This window comes from Lentzea xinjiangensis, from assembly GCF_900110955.1.
Taxonomy (GTDB): domain Bacteria; phylum Actinomycetota; class Actinomycetes; order Mycobacteriales; family Pseudonocardiaceae; genus Lentzea; species Lentzea xinjiangensis.
This window is the reverse complement of record NZ_FOFR01000034.1, coordinates 27,042-52,671: the sequence shown is the minus strand read 5'-3', so window position 1 is coordinate 52,671 and position 25,630 is coordinate 27,042. Positions and strand designations below refer to the sequence as shown.

General features: G+C 73.9%; 2 protein-coding genes. Both read right to left on the bottom strand.

What is annotated here, in order from left to right; all coding sequences use genetic code 11:
* Window positions 1–110 precede the first annotated feature (110 nt).
* The gene (gene fabD / locus BMW88_RS39195) at window positions 111–2,312 is read right to left on the bottom strand and encodes an ACP S-malonyltransferase (protein WP_089961780.1); all 2,202 of its coding nucleotides are present in this window, start codon (window positions 2,310–2,312) and stop codon (window positions 111–113) included.
* Complete coding sequence (locus BMW88_RS39190; RefSeq protein WP_143116485.1) at window positions 2,309–25,621, bottom strand: SDR family NAD(P)-dependent oxidoreductase; 23,313 nt, start codon at window positions 25,619–25,621, stop codon at window positions 2,309–2,311. Before BMW88_RS39190 ends, fabD begins: the two co-directional genes overlap by 4 nt.
* Window positions 25,622–25,630 lie beyond the last annotated feature (9 nt).

The window sequence follows — 25,630 nt, the reverse complement described above, 5'->3', positions numbered from 1 at the left end:
AGGTGCGCGGCACCCGCCTGTCACAAGGTCGCGGAGCGGGTTCCCGCTCCGGTCCCCGTCACCTCACCCACGGCGGTAACACAGACAAATCGGACAGCAAGAAGCGGACGTCAGCGGGCGGCGAACCGGCTGAGGTGTGCCGCCGCGGCGTCGAGCAGCATCAGGCCCACCTCGTCGACGTGCCGGTGCCGCCACGACGCGTGCGGGGTGTCCCGCACCCACTGGTTGAAGGAGCCCAGCGCCGGTCCTGTGTGGACCTGGTAGTTGACCTTGTCGTCCGGCCTGCCCTCCAGCGCGATCCGCGCGCTGTACCCGAAGTAGCGCCGGAAGACCAGGGCCATCTTCTGCTTCGGCTGCCGGGCGGCCTGCTCGGCCAGCTCGGCCCTGCCGGTCGCCCGCAGGTGCCGCACGACGTCGGCCCAGACCTCGTCCAGCGGCTTGCGGAAGTAGGTGCGTTCGAGCAGCGAACGGGTCTTCTCCGGCAGGTCGTCGAGGCTGTCGTGGTGGGTGTAGAGCGCGTGGAGCTTGTTGCCGCGCGCCGGGAAGAACACGCCTTTGCGCAGCACCTGCACCTTGCTGCCGAGTTCGAACATGTCACCCGCCGGCGCGTACTCGGTGTCCTGCACGTCGATGTCCTGCAACATGTCCTTGACCACGTCGCTGGTCGCGGCCTCGACCGTGCACTGGTTGATCGAGCCGGTCACGACGAAGTCGGCGCCGAGCACGAACGCCGCCGCGACCGCGGCCGGTGTGCCGATCCCGCCGGCCAGTCCCATGCAGATCGGTTCGTCGTAGCCGCGCTCGGCCTCCGCGCGGCGCCGCAGTTCGAGCATCGACGGCAGCAGCACGGTCGGGATCCCTCCGTCGGTGTGCCCGCCGGAGTCCGCCTCGACGATGACGTCGTGGCTCATCGGCACGCGCCGGGCGAGCTCGGCCTGCTCCGCGGTGATCGCCCCGCTCGAGCGCAGCCGGTCCAGGACCGCGTCCGGGGCCGGGGCCAGGAACGCGGCCGCCACCTCCGGACGCGACACCTTGGCCACCACGCGGTGGTCGCAGATCGGTGCGCCGTCAGGACCTCGCCGCAGCCCGGTGGCCCGGTAACGCACCAGCGCCGGTGTCATCTGGATGAACGCCGACGCCTCGATCGTCCGGACGTGGTGGCGCAGCAGGAGGTCGACCAGCTCCTCCTCGGCCGCCGGGTCGTCGTGGTTCGCGATGACGTTGACGCCGTACGGGCCGTCCTGCCCCACCGCGGCCTGGATCTCCTTGACACCGCGTTCCACCTCCACCGGGTCCAGGCCACCGGTGCCGAGGAAGCCGAGCATGCCGGCGCGGCTGAGCCGGATGACCAGCTCGGGTGAGCTGACGCCGCGGTACATGCCGCCCGCGACGTAGGCGAACCGGAGGCCGTGGCGCTCGCGGAAGACCGCGCTGCCGAGCCCCTGGGCGCGCACGGCGGGGGTGCGGTGGGCCGCGCGGGTCCGTTCGACGAGCTTGGTCAGCACGGTGCCGCCCAGCTCCACGAACTCCGTGACGCCCGCGTCGAGCAGGTACCGCACGGTGTCGGTCCAGCGCACCGAGCGCACCAGGTGGTCGGCCAGCATCCCCGCCACGGCGCCGGCCGGGTAGGGCGCCGCGGTGGCGTTCGCGATCACCGGCGTCGCGGGACTGCCGAGGGCGACACCGTCGAGGAACCGGCGGAACTCCTGCTGCGCCGGGCGCATGAGCTCGGAGTGGAACGCGCCGGACACCCGCAGGCGGACCCAGCGGACCTTCCGCTCGTGCAGGAACTCGCCCAGCGCCTCGATCGACGCGGCGTCTCCCGACACCACGCACTGCTCGGGCGAGTTGTCGTTCGCCACCACGAGCGAGCCGAACCCGCCCTGCCGCAGCAGGTCGGTGACCTCGTCGCGGTCCAGGCCGGTCACCGCGACCATGCCGCCGCCCGCCGCGCCGGCCATCAGCTCACCCCGGCGCCGGACGAGGCGCAGCCCGGTCTCGAAGTCGAACGCACCGGCCGCGTGCAGCGCGCAGTACTCACCCAGGCTGTGCCCGGCGAAGAACGCCGCCCCGGTCCCTCCCTCGTCCTTCCAGCGCCGGTAGGCCAGCGCACCGACCACGAACAGGGCGGGCTGCGTGAACTCCGTGCGGTTCAGCTCGCGCCGAGGATCGTCCAGGCACAGCTCCCGCACCGAGTAGCCGAGCAGCGCCGAGGCCTGGTCGACCTGCTCGGGGTAGGCGTCGAACAGGTCACGACCCATGCCCTTCGACTGGGCACCCTGGCCCGGGAAGATCACCGCTGTGAGGCTCATGCCAGGCTCCGTTCGAACTCGGCCAGGGTGATGGAGCCGTCTCCCGCGGCGTCGATCAACCGGGCCAGGAAGTCGTCGTCCTGCTCGGCCGCCGCGGCAGGCGCCCCCGCGAGGGAACGAACGCGGAAACCGCTCAGCCGCACGCAGATCCGGCCGTCGTCGTCGCACACGTCGATGTCGAACACCTGCTCACCCGGCGATCGGTGTCCCTCGGCGAACCGGGCCACGGCCCAGGCGGACGCGGGCAGCGGCGCGATCACGCGCACCTCCCCGACGGCGCAGGGCACGGCGGTGGCCGTGTCGTCCGTGGCGAAGAGACCGAGGGTGCTCTGGAAGGCCGCGTCGAGCGTGCTCGGGTGGAGCACGAACGATGACGCTCCTCCCGCGGCGGCGGGAAGCCGCAGCCGCGCGACGGTGAGGCGTTCACCGCTGTGCAGCCGTTCGACCGCTCGCATCGCGGGACCGTAGGACAGGTCGAGGCGGGCGAACCGCTCGTAGCACTCCCGCGCCTCGATGACCGGGCCGTCGCAGCCGGCGATCAGGGCGTCGATGTCGTGTGCCGGCAACGGTTCCGGACTGGTCTCCCGCAGGAGGCCCGTCCCGTACACCGCCGGCGATCCCTGACCGGTCGTGCCGAAGACCCGGTAGGAGAGCGCGCCGGAATCCTCGACGGACAGTCCGATGTGGACTTCGGTGGCCGTCTCGACGGTGAGCGGTCGTTCCCAGGTGACGTCGGTCAGCGACCAGGACCGGTCACCACCCGCCAGTTCCGCCGCGGCCCTGGCCATCTCCAGGTAGGCCGCTCCCGGCAGCACCGCCGCGCCGCGCACCCGGTGGTCGGCGAGGAAGAACTCGCGGCCGGTGAGCCGCGTGGTGTAGCGCGGCCCGGTCAGGTCCGAGGTGTTGGCGTGCACCAGTGGGTGCAGCTTCGCCGCCGTCTTCCCCTCCACGGGCGTGCTCGTGTCGATCCAGTAGCGCTTGAGCCGGAACGGGTACGTCGGCAGCGGGATCCGGCGTGGGGACTCGGGGTGCCAGCGGCTCCAGTCGACCTCGGCGCCGCGCACCCACGCCCGCAGCACCTCCGCCGCGCTCGTCCCCGCCGGCGCGTCCGGAACCTCGTCCCTGGACACGCGGCCGGTGACGATCGTGCCGTCCGGTTCTCCTCGCAGCCACGACCTCAGCCCCGCCCGGAGCTCGGCCACCGTGCTCGCGACGCACCCGAGCCGTTCGGCCATCGGCGTCCGCCCGACGTGCGTGGTGTAGGCGATCGAGGGCAGTGCCGCGTCGTCGTGGGCGTCCAGTGCCTCGACCCACTCCTCCACCAGGGACCGCAGCACCTCGGGGTGGCTCGCGGACAACACGACGGGCACCGGCTGCGCGGGCGGGTTCCCCGCCACCGGCTTCGCCCGGTACTCCTCCACCACGACGTGCGCGTTCGCCCCGCCGAAACCGAACGAGCTGACTCCCGCGCGACGGGGCAGCTCGACGCCGTCGGCGTCGACCGGCGCCCGCCACGGTTGCTGCTCCCGCACCAGGTAGAACGGTGAGCCGTCCAGCTTGACGTACGGGTTGGTGTTGTCGTTGTTCAAGTTCCGCACCAGGGTGCGGTGCTTCATCTGCAGGAGCACCTTGATCAGGCCGGCGATCCCGGCCGCGACCTCCAGGTGCCCGATGTTGGTCTTCACGGACCCGATGCCGCAGTGCGGCGCGGTGACCTCCGCCGCACCGGTGTCGGCGTAGAGGTCGCGGAAGGCCTCCTTGAGGCCGTTGATCTCGACGGGGTCGCCGAGCCTCGTGCCGGTGCCGTGCGCCTCCACGTAGCCGACGGTGCGGGGGTCGATCCCGGCCCTGCGGTGGGCGGCGCGGACGACCGCGGCCTGCGCCTTCGGGTTGGGCGCGGTCAACGAGTTGGCGCGGCCACCGTGGTTCTCGGCGGTCCCCCTGATCAGGCCGTAGATGTGGTCACCGTCGCGCTCGGCCGCCGACAGCCGCTTGAGCACCAGCATGCCGACGCCCTCGCCGCGGCCGTACCCGTCGGCGTCGGCGGAGAAGGTCTTGCTCCTGCCGTTCTCGGCGAGCATGCCGGCCATGTTCATGCTGATGTGCAGGTCCTTGTTGATGATCGTGTTGACCCCGCCGACGATGGCCATGTCCGAGGTGCCGTCCTGAATGGCGCGGACCGCGCGGTGGACGGCGATGAGCGCGCTGGAGCAGGCGGTGTCGACCGGTTCGCTCGGGCCGTGCACTCCGAGGAAGTAGCTCATCCTGTTGGGCCCCATGCAGGGCGCCGCTCCGCTGGTGTCGTAGGCGTCCACCGCCGGCGAGTGCTTCGCCACCAGGGTCGGGTAGCCGGTGCTGGCGGTGCCGATGACGATCGCCAGGTCGGTGCCCTCGACGGACTCGGCCGAGTACCCGGCGTCCTCCAGCGCCTTCCACGCGTAGAGCAGCAGCAGCCGCTGCTGCGGGTCCATCAGCTCGGCCTCGCGCGGGGAGATGTCGAAGAACAGCGGGTCGAAGTCGCCGACGCCCTCGATGAACCCGCCCCACTTGACGTTGCTCGTGTTGGGCTCGGTGACCGGGTCGCCGAAGCACTCGCGCCAGTCCCAGCGGTCGGCCGGGATCTCGCTGATGCAGTCACGGCCGTCCAGCAGGTTCTGCCAGAACTCGGAGAGGTCGCGGGCCATCGGGAACCGGCCGCTCATGCCGATGACGGCGATCGGTTCCGGACCCGCCGGCTCCGGGGTGGTGGTGGCGGCGGTGGTAGTGGTGGCGGCGGGCACCGGAACCGGCGCGGGAGCGGGTTCCGGGGTCCGCCCGGCGACGGTGACGCGGTCGGCGTGGTGCTCCAGCAGGAAGTCGGCGAAGCCGCTCAGCGCCGGGTGCTCGAACAGGATCGTCGGATCCAGGTCGAGGCCGAACCGGTTGTTGACGGCCGTCACCAGCTCCGTCAGCGACAGCGAGTCGACGCCGTACCGCGACAGCTCGCGGCTGCCCTCGATCCGGTTGGCCGGCAGGCGCAGCACCGCGGCGGCCATGCCGATCAGCTCACCGAGCAGCGCCTCGTGGGACGGTGCTTCCGAGGTGACCGGGGTGATCGGGATTTCCGCGGTGGCCGGGATTTCCGCGGTGGCCGGTTCCGCTGCTGCCCCGGGAGCCGGGACGGCGCTGCCGAAGACGTCGCCGTGGGCCTGCCTGAGGTAGGACGCGAACCCGTCGAGCGTCGGGTACTCGATCAGCAGCGTGGGCACCAGGCCGAGGCCGAACTCGTCGTTGAGCACGCCGACGTACTCCACCAGCGAGATCGAGTCGAACCCGTACTCGGTCAGCTCCACCTCGCCCTCGATGTCGTCGACGGGCACGTCCAGCAAGGCCGCGACCCGGTCGGCGAGCAACCTCACCAGGGCGTCGTTCTCCGGCACGGGCAGGACCTCCACTTCACGGACGGGCTCGGGAGCGGTCAGGACGGTGCGCTCGATCCGTTCCCGGTCGCCGTAGACGACGAGGACGTGGGCTTCGCCGCTGCCGTAGGCGTGGTGCAGGGCGCGCACCCCGGCGGCCGAGGGCATGGGCAGCACGCCGACCGAGTCGCGCATCGCCCGCTCGGTCGCGGCGTCGACGCGCATCCCGCCGTCCGTCCACAGTGGCCAGCCGACGCTGAGCGTGCGCCCGCGCCGCTTGCCGGAGGCCACCAGCGCCTCGCGGTGGACGGCGTACCCGTCGAGGAACGCGTTGGCCGCGGCGTAGTCGGCCTGGCCGGGGTTGCCGGACGAGGACAGCGACGAGAACCCGATGAAGAAGTCCAGGTCCTCCCCCGCGGTGGCCTCGTCCAGGTTGACGAAGCCCGCGACCTTGGCGGCGAACACCTCCCGCAGCTGTGCGGCCGTCTTGCGGACGAGGTACCCGTCGCGCAGCACCCCGGCGGAGTGCAGCACACCGGTCAGCTCGCCGTGCGACGCCACGACCTCCGCGACGCACCGGCCGACAGCGGCCCGGTCGGCCACGTCGAGCTGCCGGTACTCCGCCCGCGCACCGCGCGCCCGCAGCTCCTCCAGCAGCTCGCGCTGGCTCGCGGCGGCGGGGGAACGCCCGCACAGCACGAGCACGGAGTCCCTGACGCTGGCGGCGATCTCCCTGGCGAACACGGCCCCGAGGCCGCCGGCGCCACCGGTGATCAGGTACACACCGCCGTCCCGCCACGGCCGCACGGCCGGGGCCTCGCCGAGCGGGGTCCAGCGCGCGACCTCACGGCGTCCGGCGACCACCCTGGTCACCACGTCGTCCGCGGCGGACGACTCCTGGCGCAGGCGAGCCGCCAGAGAGGCCGCGTCCGCACCGGGTTCGACCACGACGAGCTGGGTGAGCAGCTTGGAGCACTCGTTGCGCGCCGTCCGCAGCAGCCCGGCCAGCCCGGCGAGCGGCTGGTGCTCAGGCCCGCCGGGAACGACGACCTGCACCAGCACCCAGCCGTCCCTGCTGGCCTTGGCGGCGTCCTGGAGCCGGGAGAGCAGGACCTCGGCCCCGCGGGTGTACGTCGTGGCGAGGTCGTCACCGGCGGGCAGCACCTCGCAGTGGACGCCGAGCCGGTCGGCGACGTCGCCGGGGTCGACCTCCGCGAAGTACACCTCGTGCCGGACGAACCGCCTGGTGTCGCCCGCGGCCGGGGCCCGGTGCCAGCCGGAGCGACCCAGCACCAGCGCACCGGGCTCCCCCGCTCGCGGTGCCGGCACCTGCGCCTCGCCCGTCCCGGCCTGCCGCTCCCGCGGTTCGGCCACCCGCGGCTGCTCGGCCGGCTGCTCGCCCGCGCCGAACTCGCGGAAGGTGAAGCCGAGCAGGCGCACGCACACCTGCCCCGAGTCGTCGCAGAGGTCGATGTCCAGCCGCCGGACGGTGCCGGGCAGGTCGTTGGACGACGGCCGGACCACCGCCCAGCCCTCCACCGGCGTGGGCGCGTACACCGTGGCCTCGGTGAGGGCGAACGGCAGTGCCGCGGTGACGTCGTCCCTGCCTTCGGCGAGCGCGAGGCCGTGGGTCGCCTGCAGGGCCGAGTCGAGCACCGCCGGGTGCACGGTGAAGCCGTCACCGGCCGCCGCCGGCCTGCGCACCCTGGCGACGATCAGGCCGTCGCCGATCTCCAGCCGCTCGACGCCGCGCATCGCTTCACCGAGGTCCACCTCCGTGCCCCCGTACCGGGCGTAGCAGGCGGTGCGGTCGAGCGCGGGGCGGGTGCACTTCGCGCGCAACCCGGCGATGTCCAGCTTCGGCGGCACCACGTCCACCGCGCGTTCGACGCGTCCTTGGCCGTGCACCAGCGTTTCGCCGCCGACGGTCGTCGTGATCCGGTAGCCGAAGCCGCCGTCGCCCGGTTCGAGCGCCACCTCGGCCGCGGTCGGGACGGGGATGCGCGCCGGGCGGACCCAGACGACGTTGCGCAGCGTCACCCCGGTCCGGCCGAAGCCCTCGGCCTCGGCCGCCGCCCTGGCCAGTTCCAGGTAGGCGACGCCGGGCAGCACCGGGACACCGGAGAGCCGGTGCTGGTCCAGGAAGAACTCGCGGCCGGTGAGGTCGGCGACGTAGGACCCGCCCCGCTTGTGGACGGCCAGGGCGGACTGGGCGGACCGGGCGGGCTGGGCGGACCGGGTGGGCTGGGCGGACCGGGCGGGCGCCGGCGGCGTGGAGATCCAGTACCGCTCGCCACCGAACGGGTAGCCGGGCAGCGGAACCACGTGGAAGCCGCGTCCGAACAGGCCCCCGAGCACCGCGATCTCACCGCGCACGAACCGTCGCGCGACCTCGGTCAGCGCCAGGCCTTCGGTTCCCGCGGTCGTGGGGACGTCGTCGGGCACCGAACCGGCCACCACGGACTCGGCGTGGCCGTCGCGCAGCCAGACGCGCAGCGCGCCCAGCCACTCGTCCCGGTCGCCGGTCACGACGGCGAGCCGCAGCTTCTCGTGGCGACGACCCGTGGCGAGGGTGTACGCGAGGTCGCCGAGGTCGAGGTCCGGGCGCGCCGCGACGTGGGTGATCATGCGCTCGACGTGGGCGCGCAGCGCGGTGTCGTCCTGGGCGGACAACACCACCAGCCACTCGTCCCGGTCCTGCCGCGCCGGCCGGGTGACCTCGGGCGCCTCTTCGACGACGAGGTGCGCGTTGGTGCCGCTGGCGCCGAACGAGCTGACCCCGGCCCGGCGCGGCCCCGACGCGGGAGCGGGCCACTCCCGCAGGGTGGTCGGCACGTAGAACGGGCTGCCCTGCAACGAGATCGCGGGGTTCTCGCGGGTGAAGTGCAGCGACGGCGGCACCTGCCCGTGGTGCAGCGACAGCAGCGCCTTGATCGTGCCCGCCACGCCGGCGGTGAACTGGGTGTGGCCCAGGTTGGTCTTGATGGAGCCGAGCGCGCAGCTCCCCTCCGGCGCGCCGGTGAAGGCCTCCGCCAGCGCGCCGAACTCGATCGGGTCGCCGAGCGGCGTGCCGGTGCCGTGCGCCTCGATCATCTGCACCCCGCCGGGGCGCACGCCCGCGTCGCGGTGGACCTGGCGCACCAGGTCCGTCTGGGCCTGGGCGCTCGGCGCGGTGATGCCGTTGGTGGCACCGTCCTGGTTGACGCCGGAGGCGCTGATGACGCCGTAGACGTGGTCCCCGTCGCGCAGGGCGTCGGACAGGCGCTTGAGCACCAGGACGCCAGCGCCCTCACCGGGCACCATCCCGTCCGCGGCCGCGTCGAAGGTGCGGCAGCGACCCGTCGGCGACAGCATCTTCGCCGTGGCCGAGAACTCGTAGAGCCGCGGTGTCGCCTGGACGAACACGCCACCGGCCAAGGCCATCGACACCGTGCCGAGGCGCAGCGCGTCACAGGCGAGGTGGATGGCGACGAGGGAGCTGGAGCACGCCGAGTCCACCGCGACCGCGGGACCGGACAGGTCGAGCAGGTAGGAGATGCGCGACGCGATGACCGAGGCCATGTTGCCCCACATGGTCTGCGGAGGCCGCTCGTCGCCGATCAGCTCGTGGTAGTCGCCGGGGTAGGCGCCGACGTAGACGCCACAGCCGCGGTCGGTCAGCCGTTCACCGGCGTAGCCCGCGTCCTCCAGCGCGTGCCAGCACTCCTCGAGGAAGACCCTCTGCTGCGGGTCGGTGTAGGTGGCCTCGACGCCCGAGACGCTGAAGAACAACGCGTCGAACCGGGCGGGGTCGTCGAGGAAGCTGCCGTGCTGGCGGCCGGACCTCTTGCCGAGCTTCCCGTCGAGGTCCCAGCGGGTGACCTCGCCGACGAGGTCGTCCCCCGCGGCCAGGTGCTCCCACAGCCGCTCGGCGTCCGGGGTGTCCGCGAACCGGGCGGCGAGCCCGACGACGGCGATGGGCTCGTCGGCCGCCCTGGCGGCGGCCGGTCGCCCGCCGGACGGGCCGCTGCCGTTCACCCAGGCGCTGCGGCGCTGGAACGGGTAGGTGGGCAGCGGCGTCCGCCGCACGTCCAGGCCGGTGAAGAGCCCCTCGCTCGCCAGCCGTCCGCCTTCGACCCACCGCGTGCGGACACCGTCGAGCGTGACGTCGCGCGCCGGGTGCGAGGTCCCGTCGGCCAGCCAGTCCTCCAAGCGGGACAACAGCGTTCGGTGGTCGGCCGCGACGAAGGCCACCCGGTGCGCGAAGTGGGCGCGGCCGTGCACCAGGGTGTGGCTGACGTCGGCGACGCTGACCTCCGGGGTGTCCCGCAGGTGCCGGGCCAGGTTCGCGACGAGCTGCCGCACCGCCTCCTGCCGTGGCGCGGACAGCGGGAACAGCAGCTCACGACCGTCGTGCGGCCGGGCCGCGAGGGCGGGCGGCTCTTCCACCACGAGGTGGGCGTTGGTGCCGCTGAACCCGAACGAGCTGGTCGCGGCGACCCGCTTGCCCCAGCGGTTCGGTTCCCACGGCGTGAGCTCGGTGTGGACGCGGAACGGGCTGCCGTCGAGCCGGATCGCCGGGTTCGTCTCGTCGTGGTGCAGCGACGGCGGCAGCATGCGGTGCCGCAGGGCGAGCACGATCTTGAGCACGCCCGCCACCCCGGCGGCGGACATGGTGTGCCCGAGGTTCGTCTTCAGCGAGCCCAGCGCACAGCCGGTGGACCCCTCCGCGGTGCCGAACGCGCGGACGAGCGCCTCGGTCTCGATGGGGTCGCCGAGCTTCGTTCCGGTGCCGTGCGCCTCCACCATGCCGATCTCGGCCGGGTCGACGCCGAAGCGCTCGTACACCTCGCGGATCAGCCGCTCCTGGGACGCCGCGCTCGGCGCGGTGATCCCGTTGGTCGCACCGTCCTGGTTGATCCCGGAGCCGCGGATCACCGCGTGCACGTGGTCGCCGTCGGCGAGTGCGTCGGAGAGCCGCTTGAGCACGACGACGCCGACTCCCTCGCCGGGCACGAACCCGTCCGCGGCGGAGTCGAAGGTGTGGCAGCGGCCGGTCGGGGACAGCATGCCGGCGTGGCCCGCGGTCAGGTAGGTGTTCGGGGTCGTCTGCACCGCCACGCCACCGGCGACGGCCAGGTCGGTCTCCCCGTCGCGCAGGCCCTGGCAGGCGAGGTGGATCGCGACGAGCGAGCTGGAGCAGGCGGTGTCGACGGCGATCGCCGGACCGTGCAGGTTCAGGTGGTAGGCCACCCTGGCGGGCACGATGGACGGCGCGTTGCCCCAGGCCGCCTGGGCGGGCGGGCGCTCGGTGAACCACGAGGTGTAGTCACCACCGGTGCAGCCGACGTAGACGCCCGCGCGCTTGCCGTCGAGCGCGGCACCGACGTAGCCGGCGTTCTCCAGGGCCGTCCACGCCTCCTCCACGAACAGCCGCTGCTGCGGGTCGGTGTAGGCGGCCTCGCGGCCGGACATGCGGAAGAACTGGGCGTCGAACTCGTCGATGCCGTCCAGGAAACCGCCTTCCCGGCAGGCCACGTCCGTCCACTCCGGACCGGAGACGTCCCAGCGCTCGATCGGGGTGACCAGGTCGTCGCCGTCGGCGAGGTGCTGCCACAACGCGTCCAGGTCGGGCGAACCGGCGAACCGGCCGCTGACGCCGATGATCGCGATGGGGTCCGCCGAGTCCGGCCCCGGCGCCGCCGCGGGGTGCGCCGGAACCGGCTGTGACTCCGTGGTCTCCCGGGGTGCCGGAACCGCCGCCGGTTCGGGAACCGCCACCGGTTCCGGGGTCTTCACCGGCTCCGGGGTCGCGGGCTCCTGCACCGCACCGGGCAGGACAGGCCGGTGCTCGGCGGCGATGTGGCCGGCCAGCAGGTCGACGCTGCGGTAGTCGAAGATCACCGTGGTGAGCAGGTCGAGCCCGAGGCTCTCGTTGAGCCGCTGCACGAACCCGGCGCCCACGATCGAGTCGAGTCCGTAGTCGGCGAAGGCCCGCTCCGGATCGATCTGCGCCTCCGCCATCCGCAGCGCGTCGGCGAGCTCCCGCAGCACCACCGCGCGGATCGACGTCTCCTGCACGACCTCGGCGCGCACCGGAGCGGGCTCGGGCGCCGGCGCGGCCGTGCTCTCCCGCGGTCCTCGCGAGACACCGTCGCTGTGGGCGATGACGACCTGCTGGCCGAGCGGCTCGCCGTCCGCGGCGGCGTGCACGACGCCGGTGAAGCCCTCCCGCTCCAGCACGGCGCGCCACGAGGCCGGGGACAGCGCGGGACCGCCGGGCACCCTGAGCTCCGGGTCGGTGTGCGCCCACCAGCCGTCGAGCAGGCCGAACGTCAGGTGGTTGACCAGGTAGAAACCGCTGATCTCGTTGAGCGCGAGCAGACCACCGCCACGCAGCAACGCCTTGACCCCGCGCAGAGTCGCGCGCACGTCCTCGGTGGTGTGCAACACGTTGGCGGCGATCACGACGTCGAACGCGCCGAGGTCCAGCCCTTGCCCGTGCGGCGGCCGGGCGGCGTCGAACAGCCGGTAGGTCAGGTAGTCGTGCCGCGCGCCGAACGAGTCCTCGGCGCGGTGCAGGAACGCCCGCGAGATGTCGGTGAAGCAGTACTCGGCCGGCGGCAGGCCTTCGCGGGTGAGCCGGTCGAGGACGACGCGCGTGGTGCCGCCGGTGCCCGCGCCGACCTCGAGCACGCGCAGCCGCGCGTGCGGCTCCGCCGCGAGCCGGGCCCGCAGGAACTCCACGACGTGCTCGGCCAGCACGGCGTTGAAGTGGTCGGCGACCCGGTTGTCCCGGTAGACGCCCTCGACGAGGTCGAAGGAACCGTTGGGGAAGAGCACGTCGGTGGCGAGCACCTCGCCGCTCAGCACCGCGGGCAGCGCGGGCACGGTGCGGGCGAGCAGCGCGAGCGGGGTCCGCAGGTCGGGGTTGGCCTCCGCCCACCGGCCCGTGCACCGGGCCCACTCCTCCCGGCACGCCGCCGCGTCCGCCGTCACCGCCCAACGGCCGGTGGCGTCGACGAGGCCGTGCTCGGCGAGCGCTCGCAGCATCGGCGGGACCCAGGAGGCGAACCGGGCGTCAGCGCGCAGCCGCGACGGGCCGGCGAAGCCCGCGTCGCGCAGCTCGGCGGCGACCCAGCGGCACAGGGCGGCGTCGATCTCGGCCGGCAGCGGCCCGTCCTGGTAGGCGGCGAGCGCGACCGGCAGCCGCGGGTCCCGCACCTCGACCGGCGCGACGGCGACCCGCGGGCGCACCGCCGCGACCTCACCGGTGAGCACGCCCTCCACCGGCAGCGGGCGGCCCAGCCGCAGGAAACCGGCGACGTCGAGCGGACCGGCGAGCAGCGCCTCGACCACGGCCATCGCGGCGGCCGGGTCGATCGGGGCGAGGCCGAGCGAGGCCATACCCTCGATCAGGTCCTCGGTCACGTTGCCCCAGTAACCCCAGTTGACCGTCTTCACCGGGCACCCGAGCAAGGCGCGCAGACCGTCGGCGGCCGCGTCGACGTAGGCGCAGGCCGCGGCGTAGTGCGCCTGGTTCGCGTTGCGGATGTGGCTGACCAGCGAGGAGACCAGCAGGACGAAGTCGAGGCCGAGCCCGCCGAACGCGTCCGCGAGGTGCACGACCGGGTCCACTTTGGACGCGAGCGTCGCGGCGAGCTCCTCGTCGGTGAGCGCGGTGATCGGGGTGTGGGTGAAGGTCATCGCGAGGTGCACGACACCGTCGACCCGGCCGTACCGGGCGACGACCTCGTCGCGCACCCGGCGCAGCGCCCGCGGGTCACCCGCGTCGGCCTGCAGGTAGAGCGGTTCCGGACCGGTGAGGCCGGCCTTGCGGGCGCGGACGTCGTTCTCGGCACGCCGGCCGACCCACACGACCTGGGCTCCGTGCGTGCGGGCGAGGTGCTCGGTCAGCACGACGCCGAGATCACCGGCTCCGCCGATGAGCACGTACACACCGCCGCGCCGGATCGCGGAGGTGGCGGGCACGGGCAGATCGACCTGGACGAGCCGCCGGCGCAGCCACTGGCCACCGGACTGCACGACGGGGTGGGCGCGCCGGTCGCAGGGCAGGCCGAACACCTCGGCGGGCTGCCAGGGCGTGTCCTTCGCGAGGTCGACGGCCCTGACCCGCCAGTGCGGCTGCTCCTTGGCCAGTGCGCCGATGAACCCGTGCAGGCTCGCCTGGGCCGGGTCCCCGCCGCCGGGCCCGAACGCGTCCCGGGTGAGCAGGGTGAGCTCGAGCTGACGGCCCGCGTACCGCGCCTGAACGGCGTTGACCATGTGCAGCAGGCGTTGCACGGCGGTGCGGTGGTCCCGGATGCGTTCGGCCGGGGTGCCGCCGGTGCGGGTCGGCACCGAGAGCACGACGTGGTCCGCGTCGTCCGGGATCGGGCCGAAGCCGTCCCAGGTGACCGCCTGGGGCACGGCCTGGTGCAGCACGGCGAAGTCGTCGGTGCCCAGGCCGATGGCGAGGACCCGGCCGGAGAGCTGGGCCGCGCCCGGCCGTTCGACCTCCCACACCGGGCAGACCGTGACGTCGCCGGCCGGCAGCACGTCGTCGGCCGTGGCACGCGGGCCGGGGACGGACTGGACCGCGGGTGCGGCGGCGGGAACCGGTGCCGCACCCGCGGGGATGGGCGTGGGGGCGGGAGCGGAGGTGGCCGCCGGAACGACCGGTGCAGCGGGAACCGGTGCAGCGGGAACCGGGGCAGCAGTGGGAACCGGTGCAGCGGAGGACTGCCCCGTCGCGGCCCCCTTCGGCAGCACGTCCGTGTACCAGTACCGCTCCCGCGCGAACGGGTAGGTCGGCAGGCCCACCTTGCGCGGGCGCGGCCCGTCGGCGTGCAGCAGCGACCAGTCCACCCGCGCGTGGCTCACCCAGGCTTCCGCCAGCGGCGCGAGCTTGCGCCGCGCGGCCCAGCGGGCCAGGGTCTCCTGGAAGTCCTCGTCGTGCCGCAGGGCCGCGAGCGGGCCCGCCGCGCTGCCCTCGTCGCCTGCGAAGGTGTCCGCGGGCAGCTCCGCGCCGGTGGCGTACGCGTCGAGAGCCGCCACCAGGGTCGGCAGATCCCGTGCCACCGTGGCGAAGCGCGCCGTCATCGGCTCGCGGCCGACCTGCAGCGTGTAGGCGATGTCGGGCAGGTCCGCGTCGCTCCAGGCACCGTCGCGCAGTGCGTCGCGCAGCCGCTCCGCCGACTCGCGCAACCGCTCGTGGTCCGCGGCCGAGAGCACCACCGCCTGGGCCTCGGGTGCACGCTCAGGACGTTCCGGCACGATGTACTCCTCCACGAGCAGATGGGCGTTCGATCCACCGGCGCCGAAGGCCGAGACCACCCCGGCCCTCGGGTCCGCGCCGGTGCGGGGCCAGGGCGCCGCCTCGCGCTGCAGCACGAACGGCGTGCGGCTGAAGTCGATCTCCGGGTTGACCTCGCGGGAGTGCAGGGACGGCGCGAAGGTGCCGTGCCGCATCTGCAGCAGCAGCTTGCTCAGGCCGGCGATCCCGGCCGCCGCCTCCAGGTGGCCGATGTTGGACTTGACGGAGCCGATCGCGCAGAACTCGCGGTCGTCGGTGAACTCGGCGAACGCCGAGGTGAGCCCGGCGATCTCGATCGGGTCGCCCAGCGGGGTGCCGGTGCCGTGCGCCTCCACGTACCCGATCCGGCGCGGGTCGACCCCGCTGCGGCGGTACACCTGCCGGATCACCGACGCCTGCGCGAGCGGGTTCGGCACGGTGAAGCCGTGCGTGTGGCCGCCGTGGTTGACCGCGGAGCCCCGGATGACCCCGAGGATCCGGTCACCGTCGGCCTCCGCGTGGGCCAGCGGGCGCAGCAGCACCGCGCCGACGCCCTCTCCGGGGACGTAGCCGTCGCCGCCCGCGCCGAAGCTGCGGCACCGGCCGTCGCTGGAGGCGAACTGGGTCTGCCCGATCATCAGGTACTTGCTCGGGTGCAGCGAGAGGTTCACCCCACCCGCCAGCGCGACGCCGCACTCCCCGCGGCGCAACGCGGCACACGCGAGGTGGATCGCGGTCAACGCCGCGGCGCACATCGTGTCGACGGCGACGCTCGGGCCGTTCGCGTCGAAGAAGTACGAGACGCGGTTCGCGATCGAGGCCAGGCTTCCCGGCACGACCACCGGCTCGCCGCGCACGGCCTGCTCGGCACCGTAGAGCTGGTACTCGGTGTACATCGCGCCGGCGAACACGCCGATGTCCCCGGCGTCCTCACCGACGACGGCCCTCGCCGCGTCCCGCAACGAGTCCCTCGTGTGGCCCGCGTCCTGCAGCGTCTCGTAAGCCGCCTGCAGGAACAGCCGCTCCTGCGGGTCCATTGTGGACGCGGCCGCGGGAGAGATGCCGAAGAACAGCGGGTCGAACTCGTCCACCCCGTCGAGGAAGCCACCCCACTTCGCGTAGGTGCGGCCCGGCACCCCGCGGCGCGGGTCGAAGTAGCGGTCGTGGTCCCAGCGGTCCGGCGGGATCTCCGTGACGCTGTCCACGCCGTCGAGCAGGTTGGTCCAGAACTCGTCGAGGTTCCGCGCTCCCGGGAAGCGGCCGGAGATCCCGATCACGGCGATCGGCATCTCCTCGTCCGTCCGAGCGGGTACCGCCGGCCCGGCGACCGGCTGGGGAACCGGAGCTGCCACCGGCGCGCTCACGACCTCCTGCTCGGCCGCGGGCAGGCCCACGAGCGCGGCGAGCGCCTCCGGCTGGGTCTTCACGAAGTGCGCGGCCAGCCCGTCGATCGTGCGCACCTCGAAGAACAGCGTGCTGCCGACGTCGTCGAGCCCGCGGCGCACCGCTTCGGTGAGCTGGACGACGAGGATCGAGTCGATGCCGTAGCGGTCGAAGCTCACGTCGGCGCGCACCGAGGAGACGGGGAGCTGCAACACCTCCGCCACGAGGGCGCGGAAGTGGTCGCGGGCACGCTCCAGAAGCTCGTCCTCGCGGCCAGCGGCCGAGGTCGTGGCCGGGCCGGGCTCGACGCGTTCCTCGACGACCGGGACGGCGGGCGGGGAGACCGGCTCGCTGTCCGGTCCGGCCGCGAAAGCCGCTCCTCCTGCGGGAACCGGCTGCCGGACGACACCGTCGGCGCAGGCCACGAACACCTGCTGGCCGAGGTCGTCGGCGCCTTCCGCCGCGATGAACGCGGACCGGAAACCGGTCTCGCCGAGCGCGCGCAGCCAGTTGGCCGGCGTGAGCCCCGGGGAGCCGGGGATCCGCAGCGCCGGGTCGTCGTAGCGCCACCAGCCCTCCAGCAGGCCGAAGGTGAGGTGGCTGAAGTAGACGTTGTCGCTCAGCTCGTTGAGCAGCAGCACGCCGTTCGCGCGCATCGCCGCCTTGGTGTTGGTGAGGGTCGAGCGGATGTTGCGGGTCGCGTGCAGCACGTTGGTCGCCACCACGACGTCGAAGCCGCCGAGGTCCAGCGACTGCTCCGCCAGGGGCTTCTCGACGTTGAGGATGCGGGTGTCCAGGTACGGCGCGATGTCGCCGAACGAACGGCGAGCGTGCAGCAGGAACGCCTTGGAGAGGTCGGTGTAGCAGTAGGTCTCGATGTTGTCGCGCCACGGTGCGAGGCGGGTGAACACCACCCTGCTCGTGCCGCCGGTGCCCGCGCCGATCTCCAGGAGCCGCAACCGCACGTCCGGGTTCTCCGCCACCCGTGCCCGCACGTGCTCGACGAGCGTGTCCGCGAGGACGTCGTTGAAGTAGTCGGCGACCGGGTTGTTGCGGTAGACCGCCTCCACCAGTTCGAGGGAGGACTTGGGGAACATGACGTCGGTGGCGGGACGGCGTCCGGTCAGGACGTCGTTCAGCGCCCGCAACGTGGTGTCGACGAGCACCGCCTGCGGCCGCTTGCCCTCGTTGTCGAGCCACGGCGCGCGGTCGGCGTCCCAGCGGCGCCAGGCGGCGCCGAGGTCCACCGGGCGCGGGTCGACCGCGGCGTAGCGGCCGTCACCGGACTCGCTCAGCAGCCCTTCGCGCACGAACACGTCCAGCGTGTGCGCGAGCCAGCGGCGGTAGAGGGCGATGATGCCACCGGCCGCCATCCACTCGTCGACCGTGCCCGCCCGGCCGGGGCCGAACAGGCCGAGGTCGCGCAGCAAGGCCCAGGTGATCCGGACGAGCGCCGGCTCCATGGACCGGCCGTGGCCGTCCGCGGCGACGCGCACGCGCTCGATGGCGGCCCGCCGGTCCGGCCGTGCCGCGAGCAGCGCCGCGGCCGGTGACTCGTTCGTCTGCGGCAGTGCCGTGACCGTGCTGCGCTCGTAGAACCTCGCGATGCTGCGGGAGTCCGCGGCCTTGAGCAGGGCGAGGCGGTGGTGGGGCGAGGTGAGCAGGAAGTCGACGGCGGCCATGCCCTCGTCCGGCTCGATCGAGCCGAGTCCGAGCCGCGCCATCCTGCGCCGGTAGCCGTCCTCGGCCACGATGCCGACGTTGCCCCAGTAGCCCCAGTTCATCACCTTGACCGGGCAGCCGAGGCGATCCGCGAGCCCGTCGGCGAAGGCGTCGGCGAACGTGCAGCCCGCCGCGTAGTTGGCCTGGCCGGCGGCGGTGAAGAACACCTGCATGGACGAGAAGAAGACGACGAATTCGAGCGGCTGGTCCGCGAAGACCTCCGCCAGCGCGACGGTCACGCCGGCCTTGGCGGCGTAGGTCGTCCGCAGGAGCTCCTCGTCCATCCGCGCCACGCTGCGGTCGCCCAGCACGATGGCGGTGTGCAGGACGCCGTGCACCGGCCCGTACCGCCGCACGACCTCGGCGCACGCCCGCCGCAGATCGTCCACATCGGACGCATCGCACGAGAGGTAGTCGGGGCGCGGCCCGATCGCGGCGAGCCGGTCCTGCTTCGCGGTGATCTCCGCGTCGAGGGGGCGGCGGCCGAGCCAGACGACCTGCGTGCCGTACCGGCGCAGCAGGTGCTCGGTCCACACCTCGCCGATGCCGCCCGCGCCACCGATGGCGACGACCACGCCGCCGGGTGCGCGTGGCGCGGCGACCGGCCCTTCGGCGGCCACCTCGACCAGGCGCGGCAGGACCCACTCACCGTGGCGGAGGGCGGCGACCCCGCCCCGCGCCTGCGCGGGCGGGTTCAGCACGGCGTCGAAGGGCACGGTCGCCCCGGCGGCGATGTCGACGACCCTGACCTGCCAGTGCGGGTACTCCTTCGCCACCGAGCCCAGCAGGCCGTGCACTCCCGCGTGGGTCGCGTCCACGGTCTCGTCCCCGCCCACCCGGCAGGCCTGCCGGGTGACGGCGGTGAACCCGATCTCGCGGCCGTCCGCGCCTCTGGCGAGCAGAGCCTTGATCCAGCGGAAGACGGTGAACGTCCCGTCCTGTCCTCCGCGTTCCGGAGCGAGCCAGACCACGTGGTCCGCATCGGCGGGAAGGCTCTCGTGGTCCTCCGCGCCGAGGGTGGTGGCGCCGGGGAACCGGGCCAGGAACGCCGCGCGCTCGGCCTCGCCGCCACCGGCGAGCACCGGGCGGCCGCCGATGGCGGGGTCGAGCTCGATCCCGTCCGGAACCGGGTCCCACACCGGGGCGAGCAGCGCCGTGCGCAGGTCCGGTTCCTCGGTGACGTGCCGGAAGGCGAGGCCGCGCAGGCGCACGGCGACCCGCCCGGCTTCGTCGCACACGTCGATGTCCACAGTGGACGACTGCGCGCCACCGCCGGTGTGCCGCAGGTGAGCCCACATCGTGCCGGAGACCGGTCGGAGGAGGTCGACCCGGTCGACGGCGAAGGGCAGGGCGGGCCGCCCCTCGCGCTCGGCGAGCTCACCGGACGCACCGCCGAACAGCCCGACGACAGCCTGGATGGCGCTGTCGAGCACGGCGGGGTGCGCGGCCAGGTCGTCGTCCTGCGCGCCCGCGGGCACGACGAGCTTCGCGAGCACCTCGCGGTCGCCGATGGCCAGGCCGTCGAGCGCGCGCAGGCGGGGTCCGTGGGCGATGCCGACCGCGTCGAGCGCGGCGTAGCACTGCTGCGCGGTCAGCGTCCGGGTGGCGCACCGCGCCCGCACGGCGTCCAGCGCCACGGTCTCGGCGGGTTCCGGCCGGGCATAGCGCCCGTGCGCGTGCACCTCGGCTTCGCCCCGGCAGATGCGGAACCTGTCCCCGTCGCGCTCCACCGCGAGGTCCGCGCCCTCGGGCCCGACCGGGAACGGCTGGGACCACACGAGGTCACGCAGCCCCACCGCCTCGAACGCACCGCTGGTCGCCCCACGGCGCGCGTACTCCAGCGACAGCACCGCGGGCAGCACGGCACGGCCGTTGACGTGGTGGTCGGCGAGGAAGAACTCCTGCCCGGTGAGCCGGGCGCGGTGGGCGGAGGCGGCGGCACGGCGCGCGGGCCAGTAGCGCTGCCGCTGGTACGGGTAGGTCGGCAGGGGGACGATCCGCCGCACGGCGGCCGGGAACGCGGCCTCGACGCCGGCGAGGTTCTCGCGCACGAACGCCGCCGCGAGCTCGGCGGCCGTGCCGGGCAGGACGCCCGCCCGTGGCGCGGCGTCGACGGCGACCTCGCCGGTGTGCGCGTCGGTCGCCGTTCCGGCGAGCCAGGCCCGCAGGCGCCGGGCGGCCTCGGCCGGGTCCGCCGCGACGACGGCGAGGCGGTGGGGCAGAGCTGCGCGGCCGGCCGCGAGGCTGTACGCGACCTCCGCCGCGGACAGGCCCGGTTCGCGCTCCAGGTGCGCGGCCAGCCGGCCGGCCGCCGCGCGCAGCGCCTCCGGTGACTTGGCGGACAGCAGGAACGCCTGCTCCCCCGGCACCTCGGCGGCCGGTCGGCGCCGGTACTCCTCCAGCACGACGTGGGCGTTGGTCCCGCTCGCGCCGAAGGAGCTCACGGCCGCGCGGCGCGGGCCCAGCTCGGGCTCCGGCCAGGCGACGGTCTCCGTCGGCACGGTGAACGCGCTGCCCTGCAACGGAATCCGCGCGTTCGCACCGGTGAAGTGCAGCGTGGCCGGGATCTGCCGGTGCCGCAGGGCCAGGACGGCCTTCACGACACCGGCGACCCCGGCGGCGAACTGGGTGTGCCCGAGGTTCGACTTGATCGACCCGAGCGCGACGCTGCCCGGCCGCGCTCCGGCGAAGACCTTCGACAGCGCGCGGAACTCGATCGGGTCGCCGAGCTGCGTACCGGTGCCGTGCGCCTCCACGAACTGGACACCGCCGACCCCCAGGTTGCCGTGCACCTCGCGCAGCAACCGCTCCTGGGACATCGCGCTCGGCGCGGTGATGCCGTTGGTGGTGCCGTCCTGGTTGACCCCCGAAGCGCGCACGACGGCGTGGATGTGGTCGCCGTCCCGTTCGGCGTCGGCGAGCCGCTTGAGGACGACCGCGCCCGCGCCCTCGCCGGGCACGAACCCGTCGGCGCCGGCGTCGAAGCTGCGGCAGCGGCCCGACGCCGAGAGCATCCCGGCCACGGAGGCGGACCGGTAGAGCCGCGGGGTGTTCTGGACGAAGACGCCGCCGGCGATGGCGAGGTCGGCGGCGCCGGTCAGCAGGTCGCGGCACGCGAGGTCGATCGCGACGAGCGAGCTCGAGCACGACGTGTCGACGGTGAGGGCGGGGCCGGTGAAGTCGAGCAGGTAGGCGATCCGCGACGCGACGACCGACCCCATGGTGCCCCACAACGCCTGCGCCGGCGCGTCTTCGCCGAGGTGCTCGGAGTAGTCACCGGCGTAGCAGCCGACGTAGACGCCGGCCCGCGCGCCGCGCCGGCGCTCACCGGTGTACCCCGCGTCCTCCAGCGCGTTCCAGCACTGCTCCAGGAAGATGCGCTGCTGCGGGTCCATCGCCGTGGCCTCGACACCCGAGATCCCGAAGAAGGCGGGGTCGAACCGGTCGACGTCGCGCAGGAAGCTGCCGGTGCGGCAGGCCACGTCGGCGGGCAGCGGCCAGCGCGTCACGGGTTCGACGAGGTCGTCGCCGGAGACCAGGTGCGCCCACAGCGCGTCCGGGTCCTCGGCGTCGCCGTAGCGGGCGGCGAGGCCGACGATCGCGATGGCGTCGTCCTGGCCGGAGGCGGCGGCGGTGACCGGGGCGGCGGCCGGGCGGGCGCCCGCCAGGAACGTGGCGAACCGCTCGGCGGTGCCGTGGTCGAACAGGTCGGTGGTGTCGGCGGAGGTGCCCAGGACCTCGTTGAGCCGGTGCACGAGGCTGACGCCCAGGATCGAGTCGAGCCCGTAGTCGGCGAACGGCCGGTGCCGCTCGATCTCCGAGACCTCCATCTGGAGGATCTCCGCGAGCTCGGTCAGCAGCGTGCTCTCCACGTCCACGCCCGCGGGGAGCGGGGCTGGCGTGGCCTGCGGCTCGATCGCGGCGGGCTCGAACCAGAACTCCGGTCCGGCGAAGGGGTAGCCGGGCAGGTGCACCCGCCGCGCACCCGATCCGTCCACTTCGGACCAGTCGATCGGGGTGCCCTTGACCCAGAAGGACGCGAGCTCGGCGTGGCAGCCGGTGTCGAGCCAGTGCCTGATCAGCTCGCGCAGCTCGGGTTTGGCCGCCAGTTCGGTGAGCGTCTCGTTGTTCGCCTGGACCCGGCCGCGCCACCACGACTCGCCGGAGGAGGCGGTCGCGGGAGCGGCGAGGAAGGCGCGGAGCTGGCGGCGCCACTCCAGCGCGTCCTGCGCCAGGAAGCACACCCGCTCGTCCATGGCCTCGCGGCCGGTGCGCAGGGTCGCCGCGACGGCCGCGAGGTCCGGCGCCTCCTGGGTGTCGAGCCACTGCGCCAGCTCCGCCACGCGGGCCCGCAGGTCGTCCTCGGTGCGCGCCGACAGCGGCAGCAGCAGAGGAGTCCGCGGTGCCGGTGGCGTCACCGCGGTGGAGAGGTGCTCGGCGATGATGACGTGGGCGTTCGCACCGCCGGCGCCGAACGAGGAGACACCGGCGATCCGGCGCCCGCCGGCGGGGCGCGGCCAGGCGCCGCCCTCGCGGCACAGCTCGAACGGCGTGGCCGCGAAGTCGATGTTCGGGTTGGTCCGCTCGGCGTGCAGCGTCGGCACGAGCTCGCCGTGGCGGAGCTGGAGCACGACCTTGGTCAGCCCGGCGATCCCCGCCGCCGCCTCGAGGTGCCCGATGTTCGACTTGACCGACCCGATCGCGCAGGAGGCGGTCGCGTCCGGTTCGAAGGCCTGGGTGAGTCCGTCGATCTCGACCGGGTCACCGAGCCGCGTGCCCGTGCCGTGCGCCTCGACGTAGCCGATGTCGCCCGCGCGCAGCCCGGCGGCCTCGATCGCGTCGCGGACGACAGCCGCCTGGGCGCGCGGGTTCGGCACCGTGTAGCCGTTCGTGCGGCCACCGTGGTTGATCGCGGAGCCGAGGATCACCGCGTGGATCGGGTCCCCGTCCGCCTCGGCCGCCGCCAGGGGCTTGAGCAGCACCGCGCCGACGCCCTCGCCGGGCACGAAGCCCTCGCCGCCCTCGCCGAAGCTGCGGCACCGCCCGTCGGCGGCGAGCATCCTGGAGCGGCACAGCTCCACGTAGGTCGAGGGGTGCAGGTAGAGGTTGACGCCGCCCGCGATGGCGACCTCGCAGGTGCCCTGCCGCAGGTGTTCGCACGCTTCGTGGATCGCGGTGAGCGAGGCCGAGCACATCGTGTCGACCGGCAGGCTCGGGCCTCGCAGGTCGAGCAGGTAGGAGACGCGGTTGGCCAGCGAGGCGAACGACGTGCGCGGCGCCCGGCGCGGGCCGCTCACCGCGGGCGGCACGTTGCGGTCGAAACCGGTCTTGGTCACCCCGGCGAACACGCCGACCCGGCCCCCGTGCCGGGTGGCGAGCCGCTCCCGCGTGTAGCCGGCGTCTTCGAGCGCGGACCACACCGTTTCCAGGAACAGCCGTTCCTGCGGGTCGATGTCGGCGGCCTCGCGCGGGGAGATACCGAAGAACGCCGCGTCGAAGCGGGCGAAGCCGTCGAGGAAACCTCCCCACCGGCTGTAGCTGGTGCCCGTCTCGACGGCCTTCTGCCGGTCGGGTTCGAAGAAGCCCTCCAGGGGCCAGCGCTGGGCCGGGACCTCGCGGATGCTGTCGCGGCCCGCTTTGAGGTTCGCCCAGAAGTCGTCCAGGGTCGGGGCGTCGGGGTAGCGGCCGCTGAGACCGATGATCGCGATCGGCTCGCCCGCCGGGGCCGGGCGGGCGGCGGTGGAGGCGGCGGGAACGGCGGGGGTGGTGGGAGCGGCGGAGGTGGTGGAAGCGGCGCGGGTGGGTTCCGGGCGCGCGGTGGCCTCGGCCGTGACAGCGGCAGGCGTGGGCTCCGAGCGTGCGGTCATCTCTGCCGTGACAGCGGCACGGGTGGGCTCTCGGCGCGCGGTCACCTCGGCCGTGGCCGCGACACGGGCGGGTTCCGGGCGCGCGGTCACCTCGGCCGCAACAGCGGCATGCGCGGGCTCCGGGCGCGTAATCACCTCGGCCGCAACCGCGGCAGGCGCGGGCTCCCGGCTCACAGTCACCTCGGCCCCGACCGCGGCGGGCGCGGGAGCCCCGTCCTCGACATCGGCCAGCCAGCGCACACATCCCTCGGGGTAGCGCTCGGTCAGGTGCGCGGCCAGCTCCGCGAGCGTGGGGTACTGGTAGAGCACCGTCTTCGGCAGTGCGCCGAACCACCGCGCGAACTGCTTGTTCAGCCGGGTGACGGCGATCGAGTCGATGCCGTGGCTGTCGAGCGGCGCGGTGGCGTCGAGCGTGGCGGGGTCGAGTCGCATGGTCTCGGCGATCAGGCCCTTGAGCCGTCCGAGCACCTCCCCGCGGAGGTCGTCCGTGCGGGTCATCCCTTCTCCTCCCCCGGAGATCACGACGTGGGTGGCACCGAGCTCGACGGCTCCGTGCAGGGCGGCCAGCGCGGCCCCGGTGGGCAGCGGCGGGCCGAAGCGCTCGGTGAGCGCGGGAAGTTCCTCGGCGGGCACGCGCATGCCGCCGTCCTGCCACAGCGGCCAGGCCAGCGAGATGCTCAGCCCGTGCCGTTCGCCGCGGCTGACGAGTTCCTGGCGGTGCGCGGCGTAGGCGTCGAGAAAGCCGTTGCCGGCGGTGTAGGCGGCCTGGCCCGCGTTGCCGAAGACTCCCGCGGCGGCGGAGAACGCGGCGAAGAAGTCGAGCGGGAGATCGCGGCTCGCCTCGTCGAGGTGCACCACCCCGGCGACCTTGGGCGCGAGCACGCGCAGGAAGTCCTGGTAGGACGCGCGGATCAGGTAGTCGTCCCGCAGCACGGCGGCCGCGTGCAGGATGCCGTCGAGCCGGCCGTGCGTGCGGACCACGTCGGCGACGAGCTCGCGCACCGCCGCCGCGTCCGTGACGTCGACGCGGCGGTGCTCCCCCGGGCCGTCCGCGGTGACGGACCGCCCGCACCGCACCACGACCGCGTCCGGGGCGTGCCGGGCGGCGTCCTCGGCGAGCAGGCGGCCGATCCCGCCCGCGCCGCCGCTGATCAGGTAGACACCGCCGTTCTTCCACACCGGGGAGGCGCTCGTGCCCGCAGTCTGTTCCCAGCTCACGGTCTGCCGTCCAGCCGGGGTGTGCCGCACGTGCTCGTCCCGGCCGCTCAGGGCTTCCACGAGCTCGGCGACGGAGGGTTCGTGGGTGAACTCGACCAGCCGGACGGTCAGGCCCGGGTCCTCCTGTGCCGCGGTGCGCAGCAACCCGATCAGACCCCGGTACAGCGAGTCGGCGCGGCACGCGACCTGGACGACGCACGGGCGTCCGTCCGAAGTGGACATGAGCCGCTTGAGCTCGCCGAAGAGCCGGACGGCGGCGCGCTCGTAGGCGACGTGCGGGGCGTCGCCGCCGGTGGTCACCTCGGCGGTCTGGACACCGGGGAGGCGGTCGCGCACGCCGGCGACCGGCAGGTCGCACAGCACGACCAGCCGCCGACCGCCGGCGGGTGCGGTCACGACACCCCGGTCGGCACGCCACACGGGCACGCGCAGGATGGTGCGGGTCACGGCGACGGT